Origin of the sequence: Acinetobacter colistiniresistens (assembly GCF_000413935.1) — a bacterium.
In the GTDB taxonomy this organism is placed as follows: domain Bacteria; phylum Pseudomonadota; class Gammaproteobacteria; order Pseudomonadales; family Moraxellaceae; genus Acinetobacter; species Acinetobacter colistiniresistens.
In genome coordinates this window covers 129,526-151,560 of the sequence record NZ_KE340383.1, presented here as the reverse complement: position 1 = coordinate 151,560, position 22,035 = coordinate 129,526, and the positions used below count along the sequence as shown (strand labels likewise).

At 44.5% G+C, this 22,035-nt stretch carries 15 protein-coding genes; 3 read left to right on the top strand and 12 right to left on the bottom strand.

Annotated features, from left to right (window positions below):
* Window positions 1-22 precede the first annotated feature (22 nt).
* From F907_RS01805 to F907_RS01850, 10 genes are all read right to left on the bottom strand, one after another.
* Complete coding sequence (locus tag F907_RS01805; RefSeq protein ID WP_016653215.1) at window positions 23-1,405, bottom strand: ATP-binding protein; 1,383 nt, start codon at window positions 1,403-1,405, stop codon at window positions 23-25.
* Window positions 1,406-1,429: 24 nt separating this feature from the next.
* The gene (locus tag F907_RS01810; RefSeq protein WP_005240058.1) at window positions 1,430-2,932 is read right to left on the bottom strand and encodes a UvrD-helicase domain-containing protein; all 1,503 of its coding nucleotides are present in this window, start codon (window positions 2,930-2,932) and stop codon (window positions 1,430-1,432) included.
* A 9-nt stretch (window positions 2,933-2,941) separates the two neighbouring features.
* Window positions 2,942-3,709 carry a bifunctional phosphoribosyl-AMP cyclohydrolase/phosphoribosyl-ATP diphosphatase HisIE gene (gene hisIE / locus F907_RS01815; RefSeq protein ID WP_016653214.1) on the bottom strand — a complete coding sequence of 256 codons (768 nt, stop codon included), beginning with the start codon at window positions 3,707-3,709 and terminating at the stop codon, window positions 2,942-2,944.
* A 91-nt stretch (window positions 3,710-3,800) separates the two neighbouring features.
* Window positions 3,801-4,181, bottom strand: a complete 381-nt coding sequence (locus tag F907_RS01820) for a VOC family protein (protein WP_016653213.1) — start codon at window positions 4,179-4,181, stop codon at window positions 3,801-3,803.
* Between the two features lie 12 nt (window positions 4,182-4,193).
* The gene (locus F907_RS01825; RefSeq protein ID WP_016653212.1) at window positions 4,194-5,510 is read right to left on the bottom strand and encodes an FAD-dependent oxidoreductase; all 1,317 of its coding nucleotides are present in this window, start codon (window positions 5,508-5,510) and stop codon (window positions 4,194-4,196) included.
* A 135-nt stretch (window positions 5,511-5,645) separates the two neighbouring features.
* A complete protein-coding gene (locus F907_RS01830) occupies window positions 5,646-6,245 on the bottom strand; it encodes a cytochrome b (RefSeq protein ID WP_016653211.1) in 600 nt (199 codons plus the stop codon).
* 247 nt (window positions 6,246-6,492) lie between these two features.
* Window positions 6,493-8,112: an ABC1 kinase family protein gene (locus tag F907_RS01835; RefSeq protein WP_016653210.1), complete on the bottom strand. Its 1,620-nt coding sequence runs from the start codon at window positions 8,110-8,112 to the stop codon at window positions 6,493-6,495.
* Window positions 8,113-8,124: 12 nt separating this feature from the next.
* Window positions 8,125-8,802, bottom strand: a complete 678-nt coding sequence (locus F907_RS01840) for a ubiquinone biosynthesis accessory factor UbiJ (protein ID WP_016653209.1) — start codon at window positions 8,800-8,802, stop codon at window positions 8,125-8,127.
* An 11-nt stretch (window positions 8,803-8,813) separates the two neighbouring features.
* Window positions 8,814-9,755 carry a bifunctional demethylmenaquinone methyltransferase/2-methoxy-6-polyprenyl-1,4-benzoquinol methylase UbiE gene (gene ubiE, locus F907_RS01845; RefSeq protein WP_005278596.1) on the bottom strand — a complete coding sequence of 314 codons (942 nt, stop codon included), beginning with the start codon at window positions 9,753-9,755 and terminating at the stop codon, window positions 8,814-8,816.
* 211 nt (window positions 9,756-9,966) lie between these two features.
* Window positions 9,967-10,674, bottom strand: a complete 708-nt coding sequence (locus tag F907_RS01850) for a DUF8198 family protein (RefSeq protein ID WP_164743245.1) — start codon at window positions 10,672-10,674, stop codon at window positions 9,967-9,969.
* Window positions 10,675-10,885: 211 nt separating this feature from the next.
* Between F907_RS01850 and pap the strand changes: the two genes are divergently transcribed.
* Window positions 10,886-12,304: a polyphosphate:AMP phosphotransferase gene (pap, locus tag F907_RS01855; protein ID WP_016653207.1), complete on the top strand. Its 1,419-nt coding sequence runs from the start codon at window positions 10,886-10,888 to the stop codon at window positions 12,302-12,304.
* Between the two features lie 27 nt (window positions 12,305-12,331).
* Here the strand turns inward: pap and tcuC are convergent, their stop codons facing one another.
* Window positions 12,332-13,624 (bottom strand): MFS transporter, encoded by a 1,293-nt coding sequence (tcuC, locus tag F907_RS01860; protein WP_016653206.1) that lies wholly within the window; start codon window positions 13,622-13,624, stop codon window positions 12,332-12,334.
* 255 nt (window positions 13,625-13,879) lie between these two features.
* Window positions 13,880-14,386, bottom strand: a complete 507-nt coding sequence (locus F907_RS01865) for a hypothetical protein (RefSeq protein ID WP_005278603.1) — start codon at window positions 14,384-14,386, stop codon at window positions 13,880-13,882.
* Between the two features lie 189 nt (window positions 14,387-14,575).
* On the opposite strand from F907_RS01865, the gene F907_RS01870 reads away from it, so the two are divergent.
* Together F907_RS01870 and F907_RS01875 are read left to right on the top strand one after the other, a co-directional pair.
* Window positions 14,576-18,199, top strand: a complete 3,624-nt coding sequence (locus tag F907_RS01870) for an exodeoxyribonuclease V subunit gamma (RefSeq protein WP_016653205.1) — start codon at window positions 14,576-14,578, stop codon at window positions 18,197-18,199.
* 3 nt (window positions 18,200-18,202) lie between these two features.
* A complete protein-coding gene (locus tag F907_RS01875; RefSeq protein ID WP_016653204.1) occupies window positions 18,203-21,916 on the top strand; it encodes a UvrD-helicase domain-containing protein in 3,714 nt (1,237 codons plus the stop codon).
* Window positions 21,917-22,035: the final 119 nt, after the last annotated feature.

Here is a 22,035-nt window from a genome sequence, read left to right as displayed (position 1 = left end):
ATTTTCACTTTGTGATACACCTTTATAGGGGGCTTTCTTGAGGTGTATCATCAATTTTGAGTAAGTGAAGTAAGTTGCTCTTTTCTTGCTCGTTTAAGTCCTGAATTTGCTGAAATAAATCATCGACTTTGCTAGTTAAAGGATCAACTTGCAGCAAGGTTTGGCTTGGAACGGAATCTGGGGTTTCGGCCTGTGATAAGGTCTGATATAAACTTGAAAGCTGTAGTTGGGATGCTTGCAGATTGAGTTGGTAGACCCCTTTTTGATCAAGTTTTAAACATTGATAATGCAAGGCATGTTCAAGTAATGCATCTCGATTGCCTGTGACAATGATTTGCAGCTGAGGGAAAGCCTGATGTAAGCGTTCTAAAATTTCAGCACAGTGACTTTGATCCAGTTGATGATCAACCTGATCAATCATCAAAATTCCTTCACCCTCGAGGCAGGGATTAAAGCAATGTTGATTCAATAAACAAAGCCGCCGGCTGATATCTCCCACCAACGCAATCCAGGTTTTAAGTGACGCGGACAGGTATTGAAACGGGACCAGTTGATCTTGATAACGCACCATTAATTGCAGCTTCGGTACATACTGAATATAAATATCGTCTAATTCAGGGAAAACGGTATGCAGGCTATTTTTTAAGGCATAGAGATTGGGGGCGGATAATTGTTTGGGGTGGTTAATCAGTTCCTGTTGTAATTCTTGCAAAATCTCAGATTGATTGTGCTGATTAAAATCATTGCCCATGAGCCGGCGAACAATATGGGCTGAATGTGCATTTTCAACATCGCTGATTTCACGTAACCACTCAAAAAAGCGAGTAAAGGTGGTATAGGGCACTGCTGTTAAATCGTAGGCTGAGATTTCCTGTAAGATCCCCGGTGTGTTTTTGCTCTGTAGATTGATGTCTTGTACAAAGCGTTCTGCGGGATAATAAGCGATCAATGGCAAGCCAAATAAGGGGTCTTGCTGTCCGGTTTTTTGATATAGGCTAACCATTTGATCGAGTTGTTGAGTCTCGACCTGACTAATACCGACACTTTGACTATTAAAGGTTTTGTAGAGTTTCCAAGCGCAACTTTGAGTGTCTGTCTGCTGGGCGGAGCTACTCTCGACCAGATTACCAGCCAGCTCCTGACTCATGTGGACCTGAATTTCAATTTTTGCTTGCAGGCGATTCAGCATAATATCTTGATCAGCAATCACCACACCAGCAGTACGAATATCTTTATAGCGTGCAGAAAACCAGGTCAGGCTTTGATAGATATTTTTTAAAATGGTACTTTTGCCTGTCGCCTGATCGCCCAAAATCAGGGTAATAGGATATTGTTCTGGATCAAACTCGAGATCTAGCTCTCGAAACATGCCAATATGTTTAAAATGAACCGATTCAAGTTGCATAAGCTGACCTCAATCATGGGCGCTTTAACCTGCGGACTGACGAAGACTTGAGGGCGCGCGCTGTTTTAATTGTTGTATTAAGTCGTATAAATGATGAATGTTTAAACTTACTTTAGCACGCGTACAGGCCACGTAAAGTAATCTTAATTCTTCATCTGTAATTTTATGTTCTAGTCCATTTATTTTAAACTGGTAATCGTCTTCGATATGCACACGATCCCACTCCAAGCCTTTGGCTTTGTGCGCGGTGGAAATCACATAGTCTGCTTGTTCAATCGGCGTGATTTTTGCCAGTGCTTTTTTCAGTGGCTCAGTGCCATGATCATCCACTAACTTTACTAAGGGTTTGATATCACTGCCGTCATTGGTTTCACAATATTCATGTACGTCGTGCCAAGAGTTAAACCAAGCCAATTCAGGTACATCGGTGATACGTTTACCTTGTTTAAGTAAACTGGCGGCATCGACAAAGCGACTGAGTTTTTGATGATCTGCTTGCAGACTGACTTTATCGCCATGCACTAAGCCAGATAAAAGCAATTCCATCGCCCGTGCGTTGGTACGACATAAAATCGCATCACGCATTTTGGTATGCGGTTTATTCACCACACTGGATTTTTGGTTGGGATTGCCCAGCAGGGGAACCGTTTCATTCAGTGCCCCCAATAAACTGTTGGCAACATCGGCAATCGCTTCACCAAAACGGAACGAAGTGGTGAGGCGGCTTTCGGGTAGTGGCATTTGCTGCATGGCATTGATTGCACCACGCCATGCATAGATCTGCTGGTGTGCATCACCGACATAAATCACTTGCGTGCTTTTCTGGCGCAGTAAAATACCCAGCATGAGCGGATCGGCATCTTGTGCTTCATCAAAAAGCACATAATCGGCAGGGATATTCGGTTCAGATAGGGCCCACAGTTTTAGATAAATATCATGCCCGATGCCTGCCTGATGATTCGGGTCAATCGATTCCAGCCAGCGTCGTTCTACCGCGGGATAGAGATGCTGTTGCAAGGCTTCGATATCATCCAGATGTAACCAACTTGGCGCCTGAATATGACGGGGTGCAGGATATTGTGAACTGGTTGAACAGAAGTAGCTGACCGCATTGGCAACCAAACTCGCCAGACGACTCGGCATCAGTACATATTTTTCATAACGGCCACCCATGAGGCGACGTAGCGTAATCGGTTCGAGACGATATTCTTTGGCAATAAAACTTGGGCTCAGGCGGGGCAGACGTAATTTGTCGGTTACTCCACGTGGAACACTACGAAAGGCCAGTGAGTGGAAGGTACGACAATTCACATTGCTGTGAAACTTATTCTGGGCTTCTGAGGCAATGGCTTTGTTAAAGGCCAAATACATGCCACGCCGTTCGGGCATGGCATCACTAATCATCTGTAAGGTGGTAGTTTTACCTGTGCCAGCATAGGCAATCACTTTAAAGGATTGACCGAGACGGGCGTTGTCGATGGCAATGGCTTGCTCATAAGTGGCTTTAGGTTTTTCTATATTTGACACAGGCTTTGCTTACGCTTCTTGATTACGGTTGGCTTTTTCAACTAAGCCCGATAGACCTTGGCGACGTGCCAACTCGTCCAGTACCACTTGTGGGTCAAGGTCGAAATAACCCAACATGACAATGCTGTGGAACCACAGATCGGCCACTTCATAAATCAGGTCGTGTTTATTTTCTAGCGAAGCAAGCATGGCATAATCTTTTGCAGCGATAATACTTTCAACGCTTTCTTCACCGACTTTTTCTAAAATTTTATTAATGCCTTTTTTATACAGGCTGGCAATATAAGAGCTGTCCGCTTCGGCTGTTTTGCGTTGTTGCATTAAACGACCTAAATAGCCAAGTACATCAACCTGCTCATTTTGGCTGTGATCATGTACTGCAACTTTGGCTGATGCACCATAAATCGCAGCTGGATCTTTCAGTTGGGCATCTACAATTTCCCAGCCTTGTGGCGTAAGTTTGCGATAGAAGCAAGATTCACGACCGGTATGGCAAGCAATGCCACCATGCTGTTCAATTTGTAAAATAATCACATCGGCATCGCAATCCAGACGGATTTCATGCACAGTTTGAAAGTGCCCAGATTCTTCGCCTTTATGCCAGAGTTTTTTGCGTGAGCGTGAGTAATACACCGCCTGATTTTTTTCAGCCGTCAGTTGTAAAGCTTCACGATTCATCCACGCAACCATTAACACTCGACCAGTTTGATGATGTTGCGCAATGGCAGGAACAAGACCATTGGAATCAAATTTAACTTCATCTAACCAGTTTGACATGAGTGAAAATCCATTGAGTGGAAAGCAGCTAGTGTAGCGTTTGTGACTAGGGTTGGCTATGCTTGTTGGGTAAAAATCGTGGATTAAGGCATTAAAGATAGTTCGAGATTTCAATCAAATTCTGATCAGGATCTCGTAAATAGAGTGATAAAATTTTCCCCATTGCCCCAGTTCTTTCGATTGGACCTTCAACGATGTCAATGTGCTGCGCTTGAAGATGTGCCATCACTTCATTTAATGGGGTTTCTGTAATAAAACATAAATCTGCTGAACCTGCTGTCGGGCGAAGTGCTTTAGGCTCAAACTCTTTGCCCAGTTGATGAAGGTTAATTTTCTGCTTGCCAAATTGTAGTGCTTTGCGGTTTTCAGCAAAGCTTATCACTTCAAAGTTCAGTGCAGATTGATAAAACTGACAGGTGATTTCAATATCGGCAACGGTCAGAACCAAATGATCTAAATGGCTAATTTTCATATATCACAGCGCTTATTTATATTCAGGTAGAGATTCAAGTTTGATACTAAAGCTATTGTCGCTTTCTGTATATTGTGCCACTTGTTGATAATCGAGTTGCTGAAACAGTCCTGTTTTTAAACCAGAAATGGTGATTGCCATTTCTTTACGGAAATACGGGATCTGATACATCCACGGAAAGGTCAGATCACGTATAGCACCCGCCCACCAATGATCTGATTGATACAGTGGCGTGAGTAGGCGGCTGAGGAACTGATAGAATTGGGTCGAAGAACGCCGTTGTTGATGATAATGTTGCCATAGTATCGACCAGTCAATTTGCTGATGTTTTTGTGCTATTTGCAATGATTGCGAAAAGGCCCAAGCATCCAGCAAGGCCATATTCGCCCCTTGTCCCAACTGTGGACTCATGGCATGCGCCGCATCACCGATCACCCCGATTCGTTCTTGCCCAAATTGAGACATTACCACATCGCGATATTGCGCAGACAACCATTGTGGTTGATGCTGTTGATTCGACAACAGCTGTTTGAGCCATTCCGCCACATCAGGCCAGCGGTCAGATACTTGTTTTAACCATTGTTGCTTTGCGGATTCATCTTCTAAGAATGTGTGCAGTTGCTTGCTGGGCAAACTCCAAAACACACTCGACAATCGTTGCTGAGGGGCGGTTGGGATTGCACCGGTAGGTAATACCCCCATCATGATTTTGGAGCGGTCATAAAACTGATGCAAAATTGCAGGATCAAGTGTTGGGCATTCAGGCACGATACTCCATGCCGCACCCCAAGGATAAGCCTGATCGACTTTCACCCATGCAGAAGGGCGTAACTGGCTGCGTGCGCCATTGGCAATCAAGACGGCATCAAAGCCATCATCAAATGTTTGTTGCTGCTGAATGCCGAACAGTCGAACTTCATTTTGCTGTTCTTGAATATGCTCAACACTATGGCCCATTCTCCATGTTACTTGACCGGCATATTCAGCCAGTTTGTGGGTTAGCACATGACATAAGCTGGCGCGATGAATGCCGAGGCCATAGAGATTGCTGCCTGCTTGATGATAGTGACTATTGACTAACAGACGTTTATTGGGAAGTTGACCTTCTAATCCTGTGACTTTAGCACCAAATTTTAGGGCATACTCAAGCACGCCTAGATGTTCAAATACGGCTAAGCCAGCGGGCTGTAACAACAAACCAGCGCCGACAGGAGAAAGCTCATCCACGTGTTCAAAAATAGTGACGTGATTACCTTCGCGTGCAAGCAAAATCGCTGTTGCCAGTCCAGCGGTTCCAGCACCCACAATGGCAAAATGAGGTATTTTCATTGTTTATTCTTTTAAAGGTTTATTAGATCAGTCAGCCTTGATCTTAACTGATCCCGATGATTTTTTTAAATGAAATCTGTTCTGGCTCAATGCCTAAGGTACTGGTCTGTAATTTTAGCAAAAGCTCGATCTGGATTATTTTGAAGGATCTTTGCCTGTAGTCATCTTGATCAGGGTGCGATCTTTCTTGATATAGTGATGATAAAGGGCCGCACCTGCATGCCCTAAAATCAGCATCCAGATCAACCATTTCCCAAGAATTTCTTTGTGAATAAAATCAATTGGCTTCTCGAACTGTTCAAAACTTAAGCCTAAACCCTGGGTGACCCAACTATGGAACAATGCAGTCTGTTCGAATTTGGGAATCTCAAATAAAAAGAAAAACTCTGTATTGACGCCTGTACCCAAGTAGCCTGTAAGCGGTGCAATGATCATGATGGCATACAGTGCAAAATGTCCAGCATGTGCAGCAAATGTTGCGAGTGGACTTGCAGGTTCTAATTTGGGTTGTGGATTGCTTAGCCGCCAAATGATTCGGAGACTAATAATTACGGCAATGCTGATACCGACAGAAAGATGTAGCTGCAAAGCCGTCCAGTTCTCAGGTGTTCCTTTTTCGGTAAACCAGTGTCGGTAATAAACACTGCAATAGGCACATAAAAAAAGCAGTGCTGTGCTCCAATGCAACCATTTTGCAATCGAGCCATAGTTATCCCTACTATTTTTTAAACTCATGCTGTTCTTCCTTTAAAATCTGTGCTGATACATTTCAATACTTAGCCGATGATGAGCGATCTGCTCAAGGATGAAAAGTTTTTAGCTAATAATGGCCTGAATTGGATGTTTATATTGCCTAAAGTGTGAAAACTGAGCTGGGACTCTCAGATGATGTGGCTGCGGCGAATGTGTAGATCAATCGGATTGTTCTGCCAAATAAAAAGGCCGTATCAATCGATACAGCCTTTGATTCGGGATCTAGGTTTTATTTAGCAATACGCCACAGGGCAATCAAACTACTCAGTACAATCAGAATAACCGAGATAAACCATGGGCTGATGATGGCAATCGTGAGCAAGATCAGCAGGGTACTACCAAACATCCAGCTACGACGTTGTTGCTGTTGCATTTGTAGACGCATTTGCTGAATTTCACGGAGCTGTTTATCGTGCCATGCAGATTGGTTTTTCAAACCATTTAAGCTGTCAATTAACAGGCTTGGAATATCTTGAGCACCCAATAATAGGTCCGGAATTTGTTGTCCCAGTTCTTTCATATTTTTGACTGGATTCATATTGGCCTTGACCCATTCAGTTAGAATCGGTTTCGCCAGTTTCCAGATATCCAGTTGTGGATAAAGATCGGTACCTAGACCTTCAACATGCACTAGTGTTTTCAGTAACAGCATCAGTTGCGGCGGAATTTCCAAATGGAAACGGCGGGCAATATCCATTACCTGAATCAAAATACCAGCGAAATCCAGTTGATCCATCGGTTTGGAGACCATTGGGCCAACAGTACGACGCATCTCGCGTGACAAGGCATCTTGATCAGTACCCGGTGGAATCCAGCCGGCTTGATGCACGATTTGAATCAACTGCATAAAGTTGCTGTTCATCACCGCGAGTAGCATCCGTGCAACCGTCATCTGATCATGCTTCGACAGTTCGCCCATAATGGCACAGTCTAAGGCGATAAAACGTGGATTGCTTGGATTAATGGTCTCGACGAAGACATTTCCCGGATGCATATCGGCATGGAAAAAGTTATCACGGAACACCTGGGTAAAGAAAATGGTTAAGCCTTTTTCTGCCAGATCCGCACGATCCATACCTAAACGATCAAAAGTGGCCGTATCTGAAATAGGAACCCCAGTAATCCGTTCCGCCACCATCACATTTGCACTGTCCATATACACTTCAGGCACATACATCATGCTTGAGCCCGTAAAGTAGTGACGCATACGGCGGGTATTGTCGGCTTCCAGACTTAAATCCAGCTCATTTAAAATGATTTGACGATAGTCTTGGATAATTTCTGAGAGGTGCAGGGCACGTGCTGCTTCTAAACGATTTTCCAGCCAGTCACCCAACCACGTCAGAATTTCAAAGTCTTGTAAAATCTGATGACGAATATCTGGGCGAGTGACCTTCACCACCACTTCACGGCCATCATGCAAAGCCGCGGTGTGGACCTGAGCAATCGATGCTGCTGCAAGTGGCTGTTCATCAAAGCGAGAGAACAGGGTACTTACGTCTGCTTTCAGTGATTCTTGAATACGTTGCTTGGCCAGTTGGGTATCATAGGGTTTGACACGGTCTTGCAATAACACCAATTGTGATAACACTTCAGGTGGAATCAAATCACGGCGTGTAGACAGCAATTGTCCTAACTTAATTGCCAATGGCCCCATATCTTCTAAGGCTTGCTTAAGCTTCAGCGGATTTTTCTTCTCACGACTTGACCACGCCGCAGGATGCATTTTAATGATGTTTAATGCATGACGTGCTTTTACTGGCAATTCTTCCGCAGGGAACAAGGTATCAAGGCGATAGTGTGCTGCAATACGCCAGAGTTCGAGTAACCGTGTAACATGCGGAATCATATAAAGTCTTACCTAGTCTTGTGTGGGCTTTGAGGGATTGAATTGGGCATTGAGCTGTTGCAGCTTGGCTGCCAAACGGTCAATTTCTTGGTTCAGTTGACGTGTCTCACGATTGAGATCATCCATTTGCCAGCGTGGAGCAAATAAACCGCTATCTTCTTTTAAGGCATCTTCAACAAAAAATAAATGGCTTTGCAGTGAGCGTTTGAGCTGTTGCGGTGCAAGCTGAATTTTACCAAGCTCATGTGCCAGTTGTGGACCAATCCAAGGTGATAAATGCGCTGCCAGATCAGGCTCGGCCTGCTGCATAATTTTTTGAATCTCCTGCAATAGGTGGTAATCACCTTGCAAGGGAATATTGCCAATCTGATCCATGTCACTGAGCAGTAACTTAATCAGCTCAACGCTATTTTCAACATGTAGGGTTGCGGTTGCATCCGTTATTTTATGTTGGGGATCAAAGGGACGTTGTTCAAAAATAGACGGACTTTGACTGTGTCCAGTCACGGTCGGTTCGAGGCGAACTCTATTTTCATCAAAAAACACATCAACCGAGAGTTGTGGACTATCGATCACAACCCGCAATAATTGGCCTTGCAGTTGGTTGAGCTGAATGCGGGTAATCGCATCCAGGTCAATCACATGATGAATGATACGTTCGACTGCACCGAGTGCTAAAATCGACCACATATCTGAGAACCTTAAAGTTTAAATCCACGGTGAACCGCAACAATACCACCCGTTAAGTTGTGGTAGTCACAGCTTTGAAAGCCTGCATTTTCCATCATGCCTTTGAGGGTACGTTGGTCTGGGTGCATACGAATTGATTCGGCAAGGTATTTATAGCTTTCCGAATCATTGGCCACCAATTTACCCATAATCGGCAATGCCGTGAATGAGTAAAGATCGTAGAGTTTTGAAAATGGTTCAAATACAGGTTTAGAAAATTCGAGAATCAGTAAACGGCCACCTGGTTTCAAGACACGGTACATCGCTTGCAATGCCGCATCTTTATCGGTCACGTTACGCAAACCAAAGCTGATCGTCACTAAATCAAAACTATTATCGGCAAATGGCTCAAGCGTTTCTGCATTGGCAAGCACAAAATCCACATTGGTACAGCCGGCATCGATTAGACGATCACGACCCACATTTAACATAGATTCGTTAATATCTGAAAGAACCACATGGCCTTGAGGGCCGACTTCACGGCTAAAGACTTTAGCCAAATCACCTGTACCACCTGCGATATCAAGCACATGTTGTCCGCGACGCACGCCAGACATATTAATCGCAAAGCGCTTCCAGAGACGGTGAATACCGAATGACATCAAGTCATTCATGATGTCGTATTTGCTGGCAACCGAGTGGAAAACCTCTGCAACTTTCTGTGCTTTATCATCACTGCTTACGGTTTGAAAACCAAAGTGAGTTGTTTCGCCCACATTACCGGTATTGGCGCCGCGTGGTAGATTGTATTTGGGGATCGAAGCTGTTGAGGTCGCTGCTGCACCTTGTTGTAAAGACTGCTGCTGACCTTGTGGCGCTCCTTGAGGAAGCGGCGAGCTTAGGAATGGACTGACTTTGTCTGAACTTGGATTTTGCTCAACTTCTGGGGTAGGCTGTTGGTTTTCGTTAGACATTGTTTTCTCCTAAACTTTCGCTCTAGCGGCACGAATCAGCAAGCATGATGACAGATTTTGTATCTTTTTACAGGCTTTCACGTGTAATTGATATGAATAATATACAGAAAGTCACTTTCTCAAAAGGGTTTTAATTTTTCTTAAGATTTGAAAAGTCTCATTTTTCTGCTTCAGCCATGAATCCCATTGCTGAAGCATGCCCAGATCAGCTTTAGTCCCGAAATGGATAAGGATGTCCACTATGCACCTTTTCAATAATTTCACGTTCTTTTTCGGTGAAAGTACTGATAAAGGTCGCTGCCGATTTCATCGGTTTCATGGCAGCAAAGCCTTCCTGAATAAACTCATACATTTGTTCGAATTGATATTTATGTGCGATACCTTTACACATTTTAAATGCGGCATACATCATGGTGGAACGCATATATTTATCAAGGGTCAGACCTAACTCATCCAGCAGTTGAAGTTGCTCATATCGAGCCTCGCCTTGATCCAGCTTGATCAGGGTTTGACGCATGATTTCATCTGTTAATGGGGTCTCAAGTGGGTAGTCTTCTAACAGTTGTATCGCCACTTGCTCGTCCAGTTGCGTTGCCAGAACAGCCAAACTGACTGACTTGGTGCCTGTCTTAATGGCATTTTCAGGTAGAAGACTCTCCGCTTTATGTGCATATTTGAGCAGACGTTCGATTTGTTGCGCCATGGCATCAAAATCTGGACCGCCGTATAAGCGGTTTAAGAAATACACCGACATCAGCTGGTTCTTGGGTTCAGCAAAAAACGCTGCATGTGTCTGTGCAATCCGTGCTTTCATCCATGCTTGGACTTCATGCAATCTCTGGGCAATCGCTGGATTCTGGTGGTAATTCAGTGTTTGATATTGTAATAAAAGATTATCAAATGCAGCGAGTTTTGACATGTTCGAACTCAAAGAAAATAAAACCATAAAATCATAGGCTGCATCATAACGGAGAACCATGACAGCATAAACTCTAAATGTTTAATCATTGGTCACTATGGCGATCGTGTGATGACCCTCTACATAAATTGTACACGGGTTGGCCTTTGATCGGCAGCAGTTTTGACTATACTGATTTTAAATATTAAGAATGAATCATTTAGAGCAGAACATGAGTATACAACAACCGACATTTGAATTACGTGATGAGGATGAACTGTCTTTAGAACTCATTGAAGCCCAATATGCACTCAAACAAAGTCGCGATAAAAAAAATGCCAAAAGTGTTTTGGTCTTGGTCAGTGGGATTGAACTGGCGGGCAAAGGCGAAGCAGTCAAGCAATTACGTGAATGGCTTGATCCACGCTATTTAAGAGTGAAAGCGGATGCACCGCAGTTGTTATCTAACAATCAAACCTTTTGGCAATCTTATAGCCGTTTTATCCCTGCAGAAGGGCAAATCGTGGTGATGTTTGGTAATTGGTATAGCGACCTACTCACGACAGCGATGCATGTCTCCAAACCATTGGATGAGAACTTGTTTGATGCTTATGTGGAGCAGATGCGGGCTTTTGAGCATGATCTGCAAAACAATCATGTCCAGATTGTCAAGGTTTGGTTTGATTTGTCGTGGAAGTCTCTGCAAAAGCGTTTGGATGAAATTGATGCTTCGGAACAACGTTGGCATAAACTCCATGGCTTGGATTGGCGTAATAAAAAACAATACGACACCTTGCAAGGCTTAAGCCAACGCTTTACCGATGACTGGTTTATTATTGATGGCGAAGATGGAAAGCTGCGTGATCAATCTTTTGCTCAATATTTGCTGCAAACCTTGCAAGAATTGCCTGAACATCAAACCAAAGTGACTCAAAAATGGCAGCAGGCTGCGATTCCCAAAGCATTGCTTGAACCTGCGCAAGCCAGTTTAGAAAAAGAGGATTATAAAGATGAGTTGCGTCAGCTGACCAAGAAAGTTGCAGACACGCTGCGTTATGATGAGCGCAAGGTGGTGATTGCTTTTGAAGGCATGGATGCGGCCGGAAAAGGTGGCGCGATTAAACGGATCGTGAAAAAGCTTGATCCCAGAGAATACGAAATTCACACCATTGCAGCACCTGAGCGCTATGAATTGCGGCGTCCTTATTTATGGCGTTTCTGGAGCAAATTGACTGACAGTGGCAAGATCACCATTTTTGACCGCACTTGGTATGGACGCGTATTGGTTGAACGGATTGAGGGCTTTGCCTCTACTGTAGAATGGCAACGCGCCTATAGTGAAATTAACCGTTTTGAAGAAAATTTAGTGGATAGCCAAACTGTGCTGGTCAAAATTTGGCTCGCGATTAGTAAAGACGAACAGGCATTGCGTTTTAAAGCACGTGAACAAACGCCACATAAGCGCTTCAAAATTACGGAAGAAGACTGGCGTAATCGTGATAAGTGGGATGATTATCTGAAAGCTGCGTCTGATATGTTTAAACGGACCGATACGGATTATGCACCTTGGTATGTGATTGCGACCGATGATAAGTATTCAGCTCGGATTGAAGTATTAAAGGCCATCTTGAAACAATTGAAGGTGGATTGATCCGCCTTCAAGCTCTCGTCCCAGATCTTAGTTGTTATTTGCCAATTGTGGTGCGGTACTGCGCTGTTGACGGAAAATAATGAGGGTGGCAACCAAACTGGTGATGGCTGCAAACATGAGCCAAAAGGCTGGCATGCTTTTATTTCCTGAAGTCTGCACCAGATAGGTTGCAATCATCGGGGTGAGTCCACCAAAAATGGAAGTGGCAAAGCTATAGGCAACAGAGAAGCCAGCAATCCGCACTGAGCTCGGCATCATTTCTGCCAATGAAACCACCAGTGCGCCATTATAGAAGCTATAAAGTAGCGAGAACCATAACAACACCATCAGCATATGCGACAAGCTAATGGTATGTGTCAGCCAAGTCAGCAGTGGATAGGCGCTGATAAAAATTAAGACTGTGGTGGTGATTAAAAGCGGTTTTCGGCCAAATTTATCCGAGAGGTGACCGCCCAGTGGTAACAGGATAAAGTTACTCACACCCACCATAATTGTGGCAATCAAACTTTCTGCACGGGTTAGATTCAAGACCTCTTTGCCGTAGGTTGGAGTGTAGACGGTAATGAAATAAAACATGGTGGTGGTGGTCGCAACCATACACACACCCGCCAATACAATTTTCCAGTTTGCCGCTAAGGTGGTCAAAATCTGTCGTGTTGTTGGATGTTCTTTACGGGAGGCGAAGGCTTCGGTTTCAACCAAAGATTTACGCAACCAGAAAATGAAGGGGATAATGGCACAGCCCACAAAGAATGGAATCCGCCATGCCCATGCATCAACCTGAGTTTTGGTGAAAATCACACTGACGAGATAACCTAAGATTGCAGCAAAAATCACCGCCACTTGCTGACTGGCAGATTGCCAACTGGTAATAAAGCCACGGTTATGCGGTTCGGCTATTTCTGCTAAATAGACTGAAACGCCGCCAAGCTCGACCCCCGCGGAAAAACCTTGCGCAAGGCGTCCAACGAAAATCAGCACGGTTGCGGCAAAGCCAATACTGGCATAACTGGGGGTGAAGGCAATGATTATTGAACCGAAGGCCATGATGCTTAAAGTCACCATCAGACCGCGGCGACGCCCGATGCGATCCACATAAGGGCCAAGCACCAAAGCTCCGATCGGGCGCATCAGAAAGCTGACTGCGAACACGAGAAAGGTTTTCATCAGTGCTGCGTAGCTGCTGTCTGAATGGAAAAAGGTTTCACCTATGGCCTGTGCATAGAGACCGAATAAGAAGAAGTCGTATTGTTCAAGGAAGTTCCCGCTGGTCACGTTAAAAATTGAACGGACCCGAGAAGGGGATTGGCTATTTTGCACAATGACGCTCCATCATCTATTTATCATCAAGATGTGGAGAATAAAAATACAATCTTTATGAAAGCTTAAAAAATTAAGTGAATCTTAACGCATTTGTGTGGTTTTTTTATGGATCTGTTAATAGATTGTAAGCATCCTGCTAGGCCGAAAAAATGGACAAGGAACTTATGCACGCGCAAAGATGAGACCAAGCCTTTGAATGTCAAGGACTGTCAAAAAATAGGGAAAGGTGTTTCATGTAAACACCTTAACGATTTAAGCGACAATGGTGCTCCGACTTTTTTGCTGAATCCGTTTGGCAAGGTTATAGCAATCTTGCACATGGGCTTCAGTAATTTTGCGCATCATGAAATAGCCCAGACTCGCCGCAACCAGTTGCCCACCCAAAGGAATAAATTTGGTCACCTGTTTGGTGGCAATTTTAGTGAAAAAGCCATTAAAAGATGCCTTCATTGCAGTACGTGCCACCACAAAGCCAGAGAACTCAAAGCCACGTTTACGCAGTTCATCCCAATGGATTTTCTTGGTTTCAGGATCATAGACACTGATATGTTCAGGCGCGAGACCGAAGCGGGCATTAATATAGGGAATAATCTGGGTCAGCATGCCTAAATCGACCACAACATCAAAAAATGGAATCGGTACAATTGCAGCACCCGCTGACCAGTAGGCGCGCTTTTTAGACAGTTCTAAACATTCTTCTCGAATCTGATCCAAGTTTAAATTTGGATCAATGGAATCAGGAATTTTATCGATTTTCATAAAGTTATACCTAAGCTCTGTCCCTTGATAGTACATTCAATCGTATTGAATGGTGAATTTCAAAACAATTTTTTATTCGATTGTGTATTTAACGTGACTTCGTGATATGAAGTTGAATGTTGTATAGTGAGCATTATGAACGTTTTCGTACGATAAAATGATCATTTTTTGATGAGGTTATATTAATACATGGGTATTCATGTTATTCAAAGTCAACGCCTTGATGTGCTCGTACAAGGTGTGATGGCATCAATTACCCAGCCCAGTCCCTCACCCTTTCAGGTGTTTAAAACCCAGCATTTTATTGTGCCGAGTCCGGCACAAGAACAATGGCTGACCCAAAAAATTGCTGAACAGCAGGGCATGACTGCCAACTATCAATTTCACCAGCGCATCCGTGGTTTTCAATGGTATGCCTATCAGCAAGTCCTCGAAAATAAAGAACAAGTCCGCAAAGCCAATATTCCACGCTTGATTTTGAAATGGCGTATCCATCAAGCCCTACAGCCTTTTATTCGAGCAGATCAGATCAACCTGCCAGTCGATCATCCGTTGTATTCAATTGTGCAGCGGATTTATGCCAGTGCCGATCAATTACAGCAAGGCACAGAAAAACAACTCAAAAAGCAAAGTATGTTGTACTGGGTCGCCGAGCAGGTTTCACAGCTGTTTAATCATTACATGGTTTATCGGGGGCACTGTCAAAAGGCATGCCAAGGCCAATGTCAGTGTGCAGGCAACTGGTTATCGGCATGGGGACAAAACAAAGCACTCGATATCGAAAATTTAATCTCTCAGACCGACCAGCAAACCTCGGCATTTACGTTGCAACAAACTGAACAGTTGGAAGCCTGGCAGCGCTGGTTATGGCAAAACTATTTTCATGATGATTTTGTTGAAATACAAGGGATTGATGCGGATTTCTGGCATCTGTTAGACAACGACCAGACCCGATTACAGGCATTGGCACAACTTCCCAATCAAGTGATTGTCTTCACCTTATTGGATTTACCACCGAGCCAGTTGCAGTTTTTACGGCGCTTGGGGCAATATCTCGATGTGGTGATTTTGCACTATAACCCTTCACAAGAATACTGGGCCGACAGCGTCGATCCCTTGTGGAAGCAACGATATGACTTAGGGGTAAAAGAGCGTTTTATTGCTAAAAATCCCAAGGCAACCGATGCAGAAATTGCCGCATTCTTTGAAGGTTTTAGTTTAGGCTTTAATGCTTTAAATCGTGAATCTCGACATCCTTTATTGACCCGTTTGGGTAAACAGGCACGTGATAACTTCTCATTGTTGTCACAGCTTGCAACAGGCGAAGAAGGAAAATGGGTCGATGCTTTTGAGGACTACTTTCCTGAGACCTTGCTGGGCAAAATCCAGTCGGATATTTTCTATCTTGCGGAACCGGTTGCGGCAGAATATGCCTTGGCTGCAGACGATGTCTCGATCCAGATTCATGTCTGTCATTCCAGTTTGCGTCAGCTGGAAGTGTTAAAAGAACAATTGCTACATTGGCTTTCCCAATCAGACACCACACCACGCCGACCTAGTGATATTTTGATTCTGACGCCAAATCTGGCGGAATTGGAACCGCTGATTCGCAGCGTTTTTCCTGCCGTTGCCAATGATCATGAGGTGTTTTTGCCCGTGAAAATTGCAGGCGTGGCACAGTTGGATACGTTAAATGCTTGGCGTTCCGTTTTGGGACGTATGCAATTGACACAAGCTCGCTTTACTCAGGATGACTTTGCCGACTGGCTCAATCTTTCTGCAACGCAACAGCGTTACGGACTGGACTATAGTCAGGCACAGCGGATTCTGAGTTTACTGAATGAGGCTGGTTTTAAGCGTGGTCTGGACGAGCAACATCTCAAACAAGGTTTGAGTGCTGACGATCAAGACTATCGTTATAGCTTTAAATTTGCCTTGGATCGCTTGGCCTTGGGAATCGCCGTGCCTGCACATGTGATGGTGCAGCAGACCTTAAGCTATGCCTTGGTACAGCCGAGTGATTTTGAGCTGATTGGCATCTTGATTCAGATCTATCAGGATTTATCGGCTCGGCGGCATTGGCTGGTGGCCCATGAGCAAGGGCAGGGTTTACCTGTAGAAGCATGGTTAACAAGGATTAAGGCGGATGTTCAAGAGTTTGAACAAGCCGAGATTGTGGCATTAAAAACGGTTCGGGAAATCATCCAGAAACAAGAACGGATGCTGACCTTGGCCAGTTATTACGAAGATGAGGAAACCCAGCTACGCCAGATTTCGTTGCCTTTGCCCTATGTTATTGAAGAAATTCAACGCACCTTGGAAAGCCAGTCCGCACAGGTTGAGCCGACCGGGCAAATTACCTTTAGCCAGATTGGTCAGATTCGCCCCTTACCTTATCGTTTAATTGTCTTGTTGAATCTGGATACAGGTAAATTTCCAAATCGTGACAGTCATATTCCCTTTGATTTGATGGATGCATTACGTCAACAATTAGGGGATCGTTCACGTCTGGAAGATGATCAAGGTGCATTTCTAGATGCCGTGCTGCTGGCACAAGAACAACTCTGGCTGTTCTATAATGGTTTTGATATCAATGATGGAGAAGTGAGAGAACCATCGAGCGTGCTGCAAAACTTTCGTGATCATTTGGCACTTATTGTGGGGACTTCAGCAGAAATACAACATGCTGATCATGTAGAAATGCAGAAGATCGCGCCAGCACAGCTGTACCCACTTTATCATTTACATCCGTTGCAGCCATTTGATCCACTCGGGTTCGTGGCGGAATCCAAGTTGATTCGTTACCAAAATCACTGGTTCCATGTGGCATCGCAGATTCAGCAGCCCAAAGGGGAGCGACAGACATGGGTGGATCGGGCTTATCCTATTGAGCAGGATGAAATGACCATTCTGGAAAGTCAGCAATGGATTCAGGATGTGACATTCCCCGCACGGTTGTATTTAAAAACACTGGGTGTGGAAAATCTGAGTGCCACGGAGTTGGTGGATCAAAGTGAGCCTTTATTACTCGATGGATTAGGTAAATACGCCATTCGCCACTTTTTACAGCAACAGGATGAACAGATATCACCAAGCGTCTTGCAAGATCAGTTGCCTGTGGGCAAGGTGCAACATAGTGCATGGCAACAGAGCCATCTCGAACAGCAACGATTAATGGAGCGCTTACAGCAATACGCCGCTGCACCGACAGCAACTACGCAACGGGTTTGGCGAGTGTCGAAACAGTTACAGATTGCTTGCGTGACGCCTAAACAATTGGCTCAGGACTGGGTCAGTCTGGATGCATCAAGCGCGCGCGCCAAGCGTCTCGCCAAAGTCTGGCTGGAATATTTATTGTGGCTGGCTGTATTGAACAGTGAGACAGCAACTGAAAAACGCCGTATTGTGGTGTTTAGTGATCATACTGTGATTTGTGAAGGGCTAAGTTCTGCGCAGGCACAGACTTATTTACGGGCATGGTTGCAGCTTTGGCAAGATGCCCAACAGCAACCTGTAGTCTTACCAGCGGCTTTGTTATTAAAGCCTCTGGAAAAAGCGAAACAGCATGAATGGGTGGAATTGGATTCCAAGCAAATACTAGTTGAAGAGAGTCAAACACAAATCTTGAAGGACTGGAATGACACGGGTGATTTTTCTGGCTTTGATATGACCCAGAATGAAGCGTGTAAGTTGCATCGGGATTGGCAGTTTATTTTGCAAGAGCAAGATGCCGCAGCATTATTACACTATGCCTGCGATCATTATGCGTACGCACTGTACCAACCTATTTTTGAATTTTTACGGGTGGAATAAGACATGAACGCATCACATCCAGTGTCTTACCAGCCGATTCGTGATATTCAATTTGAAGGTTTACATCTGATTGAAGCCTCAGCAGGGACAGGCAAAACCTACACCTTGTCCAGTTTGATGGTACGGATTTTTCTAGAAAAGTATTTACCCAATCAGGTGATAGCAACCACCTTTACCCGTGCTGCTGCGGCCGAGTTAAAAAGCCGTATTCGTTTACGTCTGGTTGAGGTTCAGCAGTTTCTGGAACCATTACGCACCGTCTTGGAAACAGATATTCATACGCTTGCGGAGCAAGAAGCCGATCCACTCAAACAACAGATTTTACACAGCTTTGCGCCTCGTATTGCGTATGCCTGTGAACGTTTAAAACTGGTGATTGATCAGTTAGATGAGTTATTTGTTGGGACTCTAGACAGTTTTAGCCAGAAACTATTAAGGGAATTTGCTTTCGAAAGCGGAAAAATTGAAGCGGCGCAAATCACGGATGATGCCAAAAGCTATACCCGCCAACTGATTCATGATGTGTTACGTGAATGGATCCAGTCACAGCCACAAGCCGTGATTGATACATTGTATCTGGTGGGGGGACTGAAAAGTGTCGATCATTTTGTCTCGATGGTGGAAAGTTCGCTGAACTTTAGTTCGGCTCAGTTTAAATTGCCGGCCATGCCTGAAATTGAGCTGGCTCAGTCTCAACAATGGCAGCAGCAAGCGCAACAGATTGAACTGGAGCAATTCGCAGACTATTTTCAGTTGGATGGGGCTTATTACGCCTTTATTAATGGGACTTCTTTTCGTAACAATGCCTTTAATCGCTTGTTCTGTGAGTCGATTCCTTTGCTCTTGAACGCTTTAGCAGAACAAGAGAACAGTCAGGTATTTGATGCCTATTTTGCCGATGCACGTGAAGCTGTTTTTAAATTTTTAGATAAATTCGAGCAGCAAAAGATTTTTAAAAAATGCCCTGTTGACGTCAGCGAAGGCTTTTATCAACATCCGATGCTGCTGCAACTGAGCGCACTGTTTCAGGAGCTTCAAAACACCCAGCAGCAATTTGAGCAACTGCAGGTTTATCTCAAAGCCTATCTATGTACTGAGGTTAAAAAAAGACTGCCGCAAGTGTTGCAGCAAAAAGGCGAAACCACATTCGCCCAGCAAATAAAAACGTTGTCTGAGGCACTGAAAGGTGAGCAGGGACAACGTTTTGCAGTATTTGTACAAGCGCGCTATCCCTTAATTTTGGTCGATGAATTTCAGGATACCAACCAAGATCAAGATGATATGTTGGCCAGTATTTGGCGACATCCGCAACGCTATCAAAAAGGTTGCATGATCATGGTTGGAGATCGGAAACAGGCGATTTATGGTTTCCGTGGCGGCGATATGTTGACCTTCTTGAACGCCCATCAAGATATTATGGCGAAACAGGGGCGTGAGTATAAATTGATCCATAACCATCGTTCGGTAAAAGAACTGGTTGAAGTCGTCGATATTCTGTTTCAGCGACAAGTCGATTTTGGCGAGCAGGTCAGATATGACCCGATTCAGGCAGGCTCACGTCCACATCCTGCCTTGATTGAAAATGATCAGGTCAATCCTGCCCCTTTACGTTGGTTACAGCTGCAAGAGGGCAGTGAACAAGCCACTCAGGTGGCTTGGAAAATTCAGACCTTGTTGAATCAGGCTGCTTTGCAGCAATTGTATTTGGACGGTGAGCGTCACCAAGCCATTTGTGAAGATGATATTGCGGTACTTTCCCGTAGCCATCGCCAGTTGGATGAAGTGCAATATATGCTGGAGCGCTTGGGGATTCGGGTTAATCGTCCATCAAAACGTAGTGTTTTCGATTCAGCCATTGCGCAGGATGTAGCAGCCTTATTCACGGCCATTCTCAACCCTTATGATGAAGCCAAGCTCAAACGTGCTTTGCTCAGTCGTTTATTTGGTTTTGATCTTAGCCATTTATTGGCACTGGAACAGAGCCCTGAAGGTCTGAGTCGTTACATTCAACAATTTGATGACATTCGTGAAATGTGGCTCAGTCAAGGTTTCTTGACGGCATGGCAGCGTTGTTTGAATCAATTTGGGATCTGGCAGCAATTGGTGGCAACCCAAAGTAAAGACAATGAGCGGGCCGTCGTGAATTTACGCCATCTGACTGATCTTTTGAGTCAGCACAGTGAGCATGTACAGGGCATCCAAAACTTGTATCACTGGTATTTAAAACAACTGCATGCACCGAGTGATCGAGAGTGGGAGCTTGAGCATAAGCTGTCCAGTGAAGCTGGGGTGCAGTTGATGACCATCCATCAGTCCAAAGGGCTGGAATACAAAATCGTATTTCTGTTAGGGGCGAATAAAGCCTTTTCTGAAATGCAGAAAAGTTTGAATTTTTCTACCACAGATGTGCAAAACCCCGAGACAGGACAGATCAGGACACAGCGTGTTGTCGCAGTGGCAGACAAAAACTTCTTGCAACCGATCGAGATTGATCAACATCAACAGCGTGCTTTAGCAGAGCAAAACCGCTTATGGTATGTAGCGCTGACCCGCGCCAGTCATCGCGTCTATGCGGTCTTTGAACCAGAGAAAGGGGAAAAGAATAAACTTTCAGGCCTCGCCTTCTGGAAGAATCAGGGGGAAAGCTTCCATCATGCCTATAGTGCAGATGAGCTGCCTGTATTAGAACGCCCTCAAGCGCAACATCTGCAACAGCGTCAACAACAGCTTCAGTTAAGTGCGCTGGAATTACCTGAACAACGTTTTTATGCACGTGCAAAGACCAGCTTTAGTTATCTGGCACAACATTTAAAACACAAGGCTAACCGTGTCGATCGACTGGCCAATATCAATCCTGATTTTGAACAGGCAGAGGATGAGTTAAATCTGATTGCGATTGAAACGGCATCTGAGACGCAACCGATTGCTTGGATTAAACAGCACTTTCCTAAAGGAACCTTGGCGGGAAACTTTCTGCATGAAATCTTTGAACAGATTGATTTTCAACGTTCCGAGACATGGATTGAGGAAATCCGTCGCCGTTTTAAAAACACCTATCAAAGTTTATGGTTGGAGTTGCTTGAGCAATATCAGCAGCAGTTTCCAGAACAACAAAATGCAGAACAGCAACTCTATCAATGGATTGCTGAATGGTTGGGTGAGGTATTGATCACACCACTGGATCAAGGCTTTCAACTCAAGCAATTAACCAGCGGCCAATATCTGTCTGAATGTCCTTTCTATTTGGCCTTATCTGATCGGGTGTTGGCAATGCAGCGTGTGCAGCAGTTGTTTGAGGAATATGGCATCGAGATGCCTGAGTTACTCGAAGCTAAATCTGCCCGCTACTTGAATGGCTCAATTGATTTGGTCTACTTTGGTGGTCAGCGTTACCATATTGCCGATTATAAAAGTAATTATTTGGGCACAGCACAAAGTGATTATCAGCAAGCACAGATTGCCGAGAGCATGTCACTATCCAGTTATTGGCTGCAAGCGGCCTTATACTTGGTGGCCTTGCATCGCTATCTTGGGGTGAAGCTACAGGATTATGATATGCAGCAACATTTGGGTGGCGCTTCCTACCTGTATTTAAGAGGCATGAATGGACAGCCACAGCAAGGCTGCCTGTATTGGAAACCTGCGGACGAATTTATCCTGCGTTTGGATGCAATTCTGGGATATTTCTCTGAAGATAAAGCTGGGAAAATGGTGTAGATAAAGTGTGTGATTTTAAATTAAACAAAAGCTTATCGTGTGGATAAGTGTGTTTATAACCTTGTGGACAAGCGTGTGGGTAAGTTTGAGGATAACTCTGTGGACAAGCTAAGTGGTCA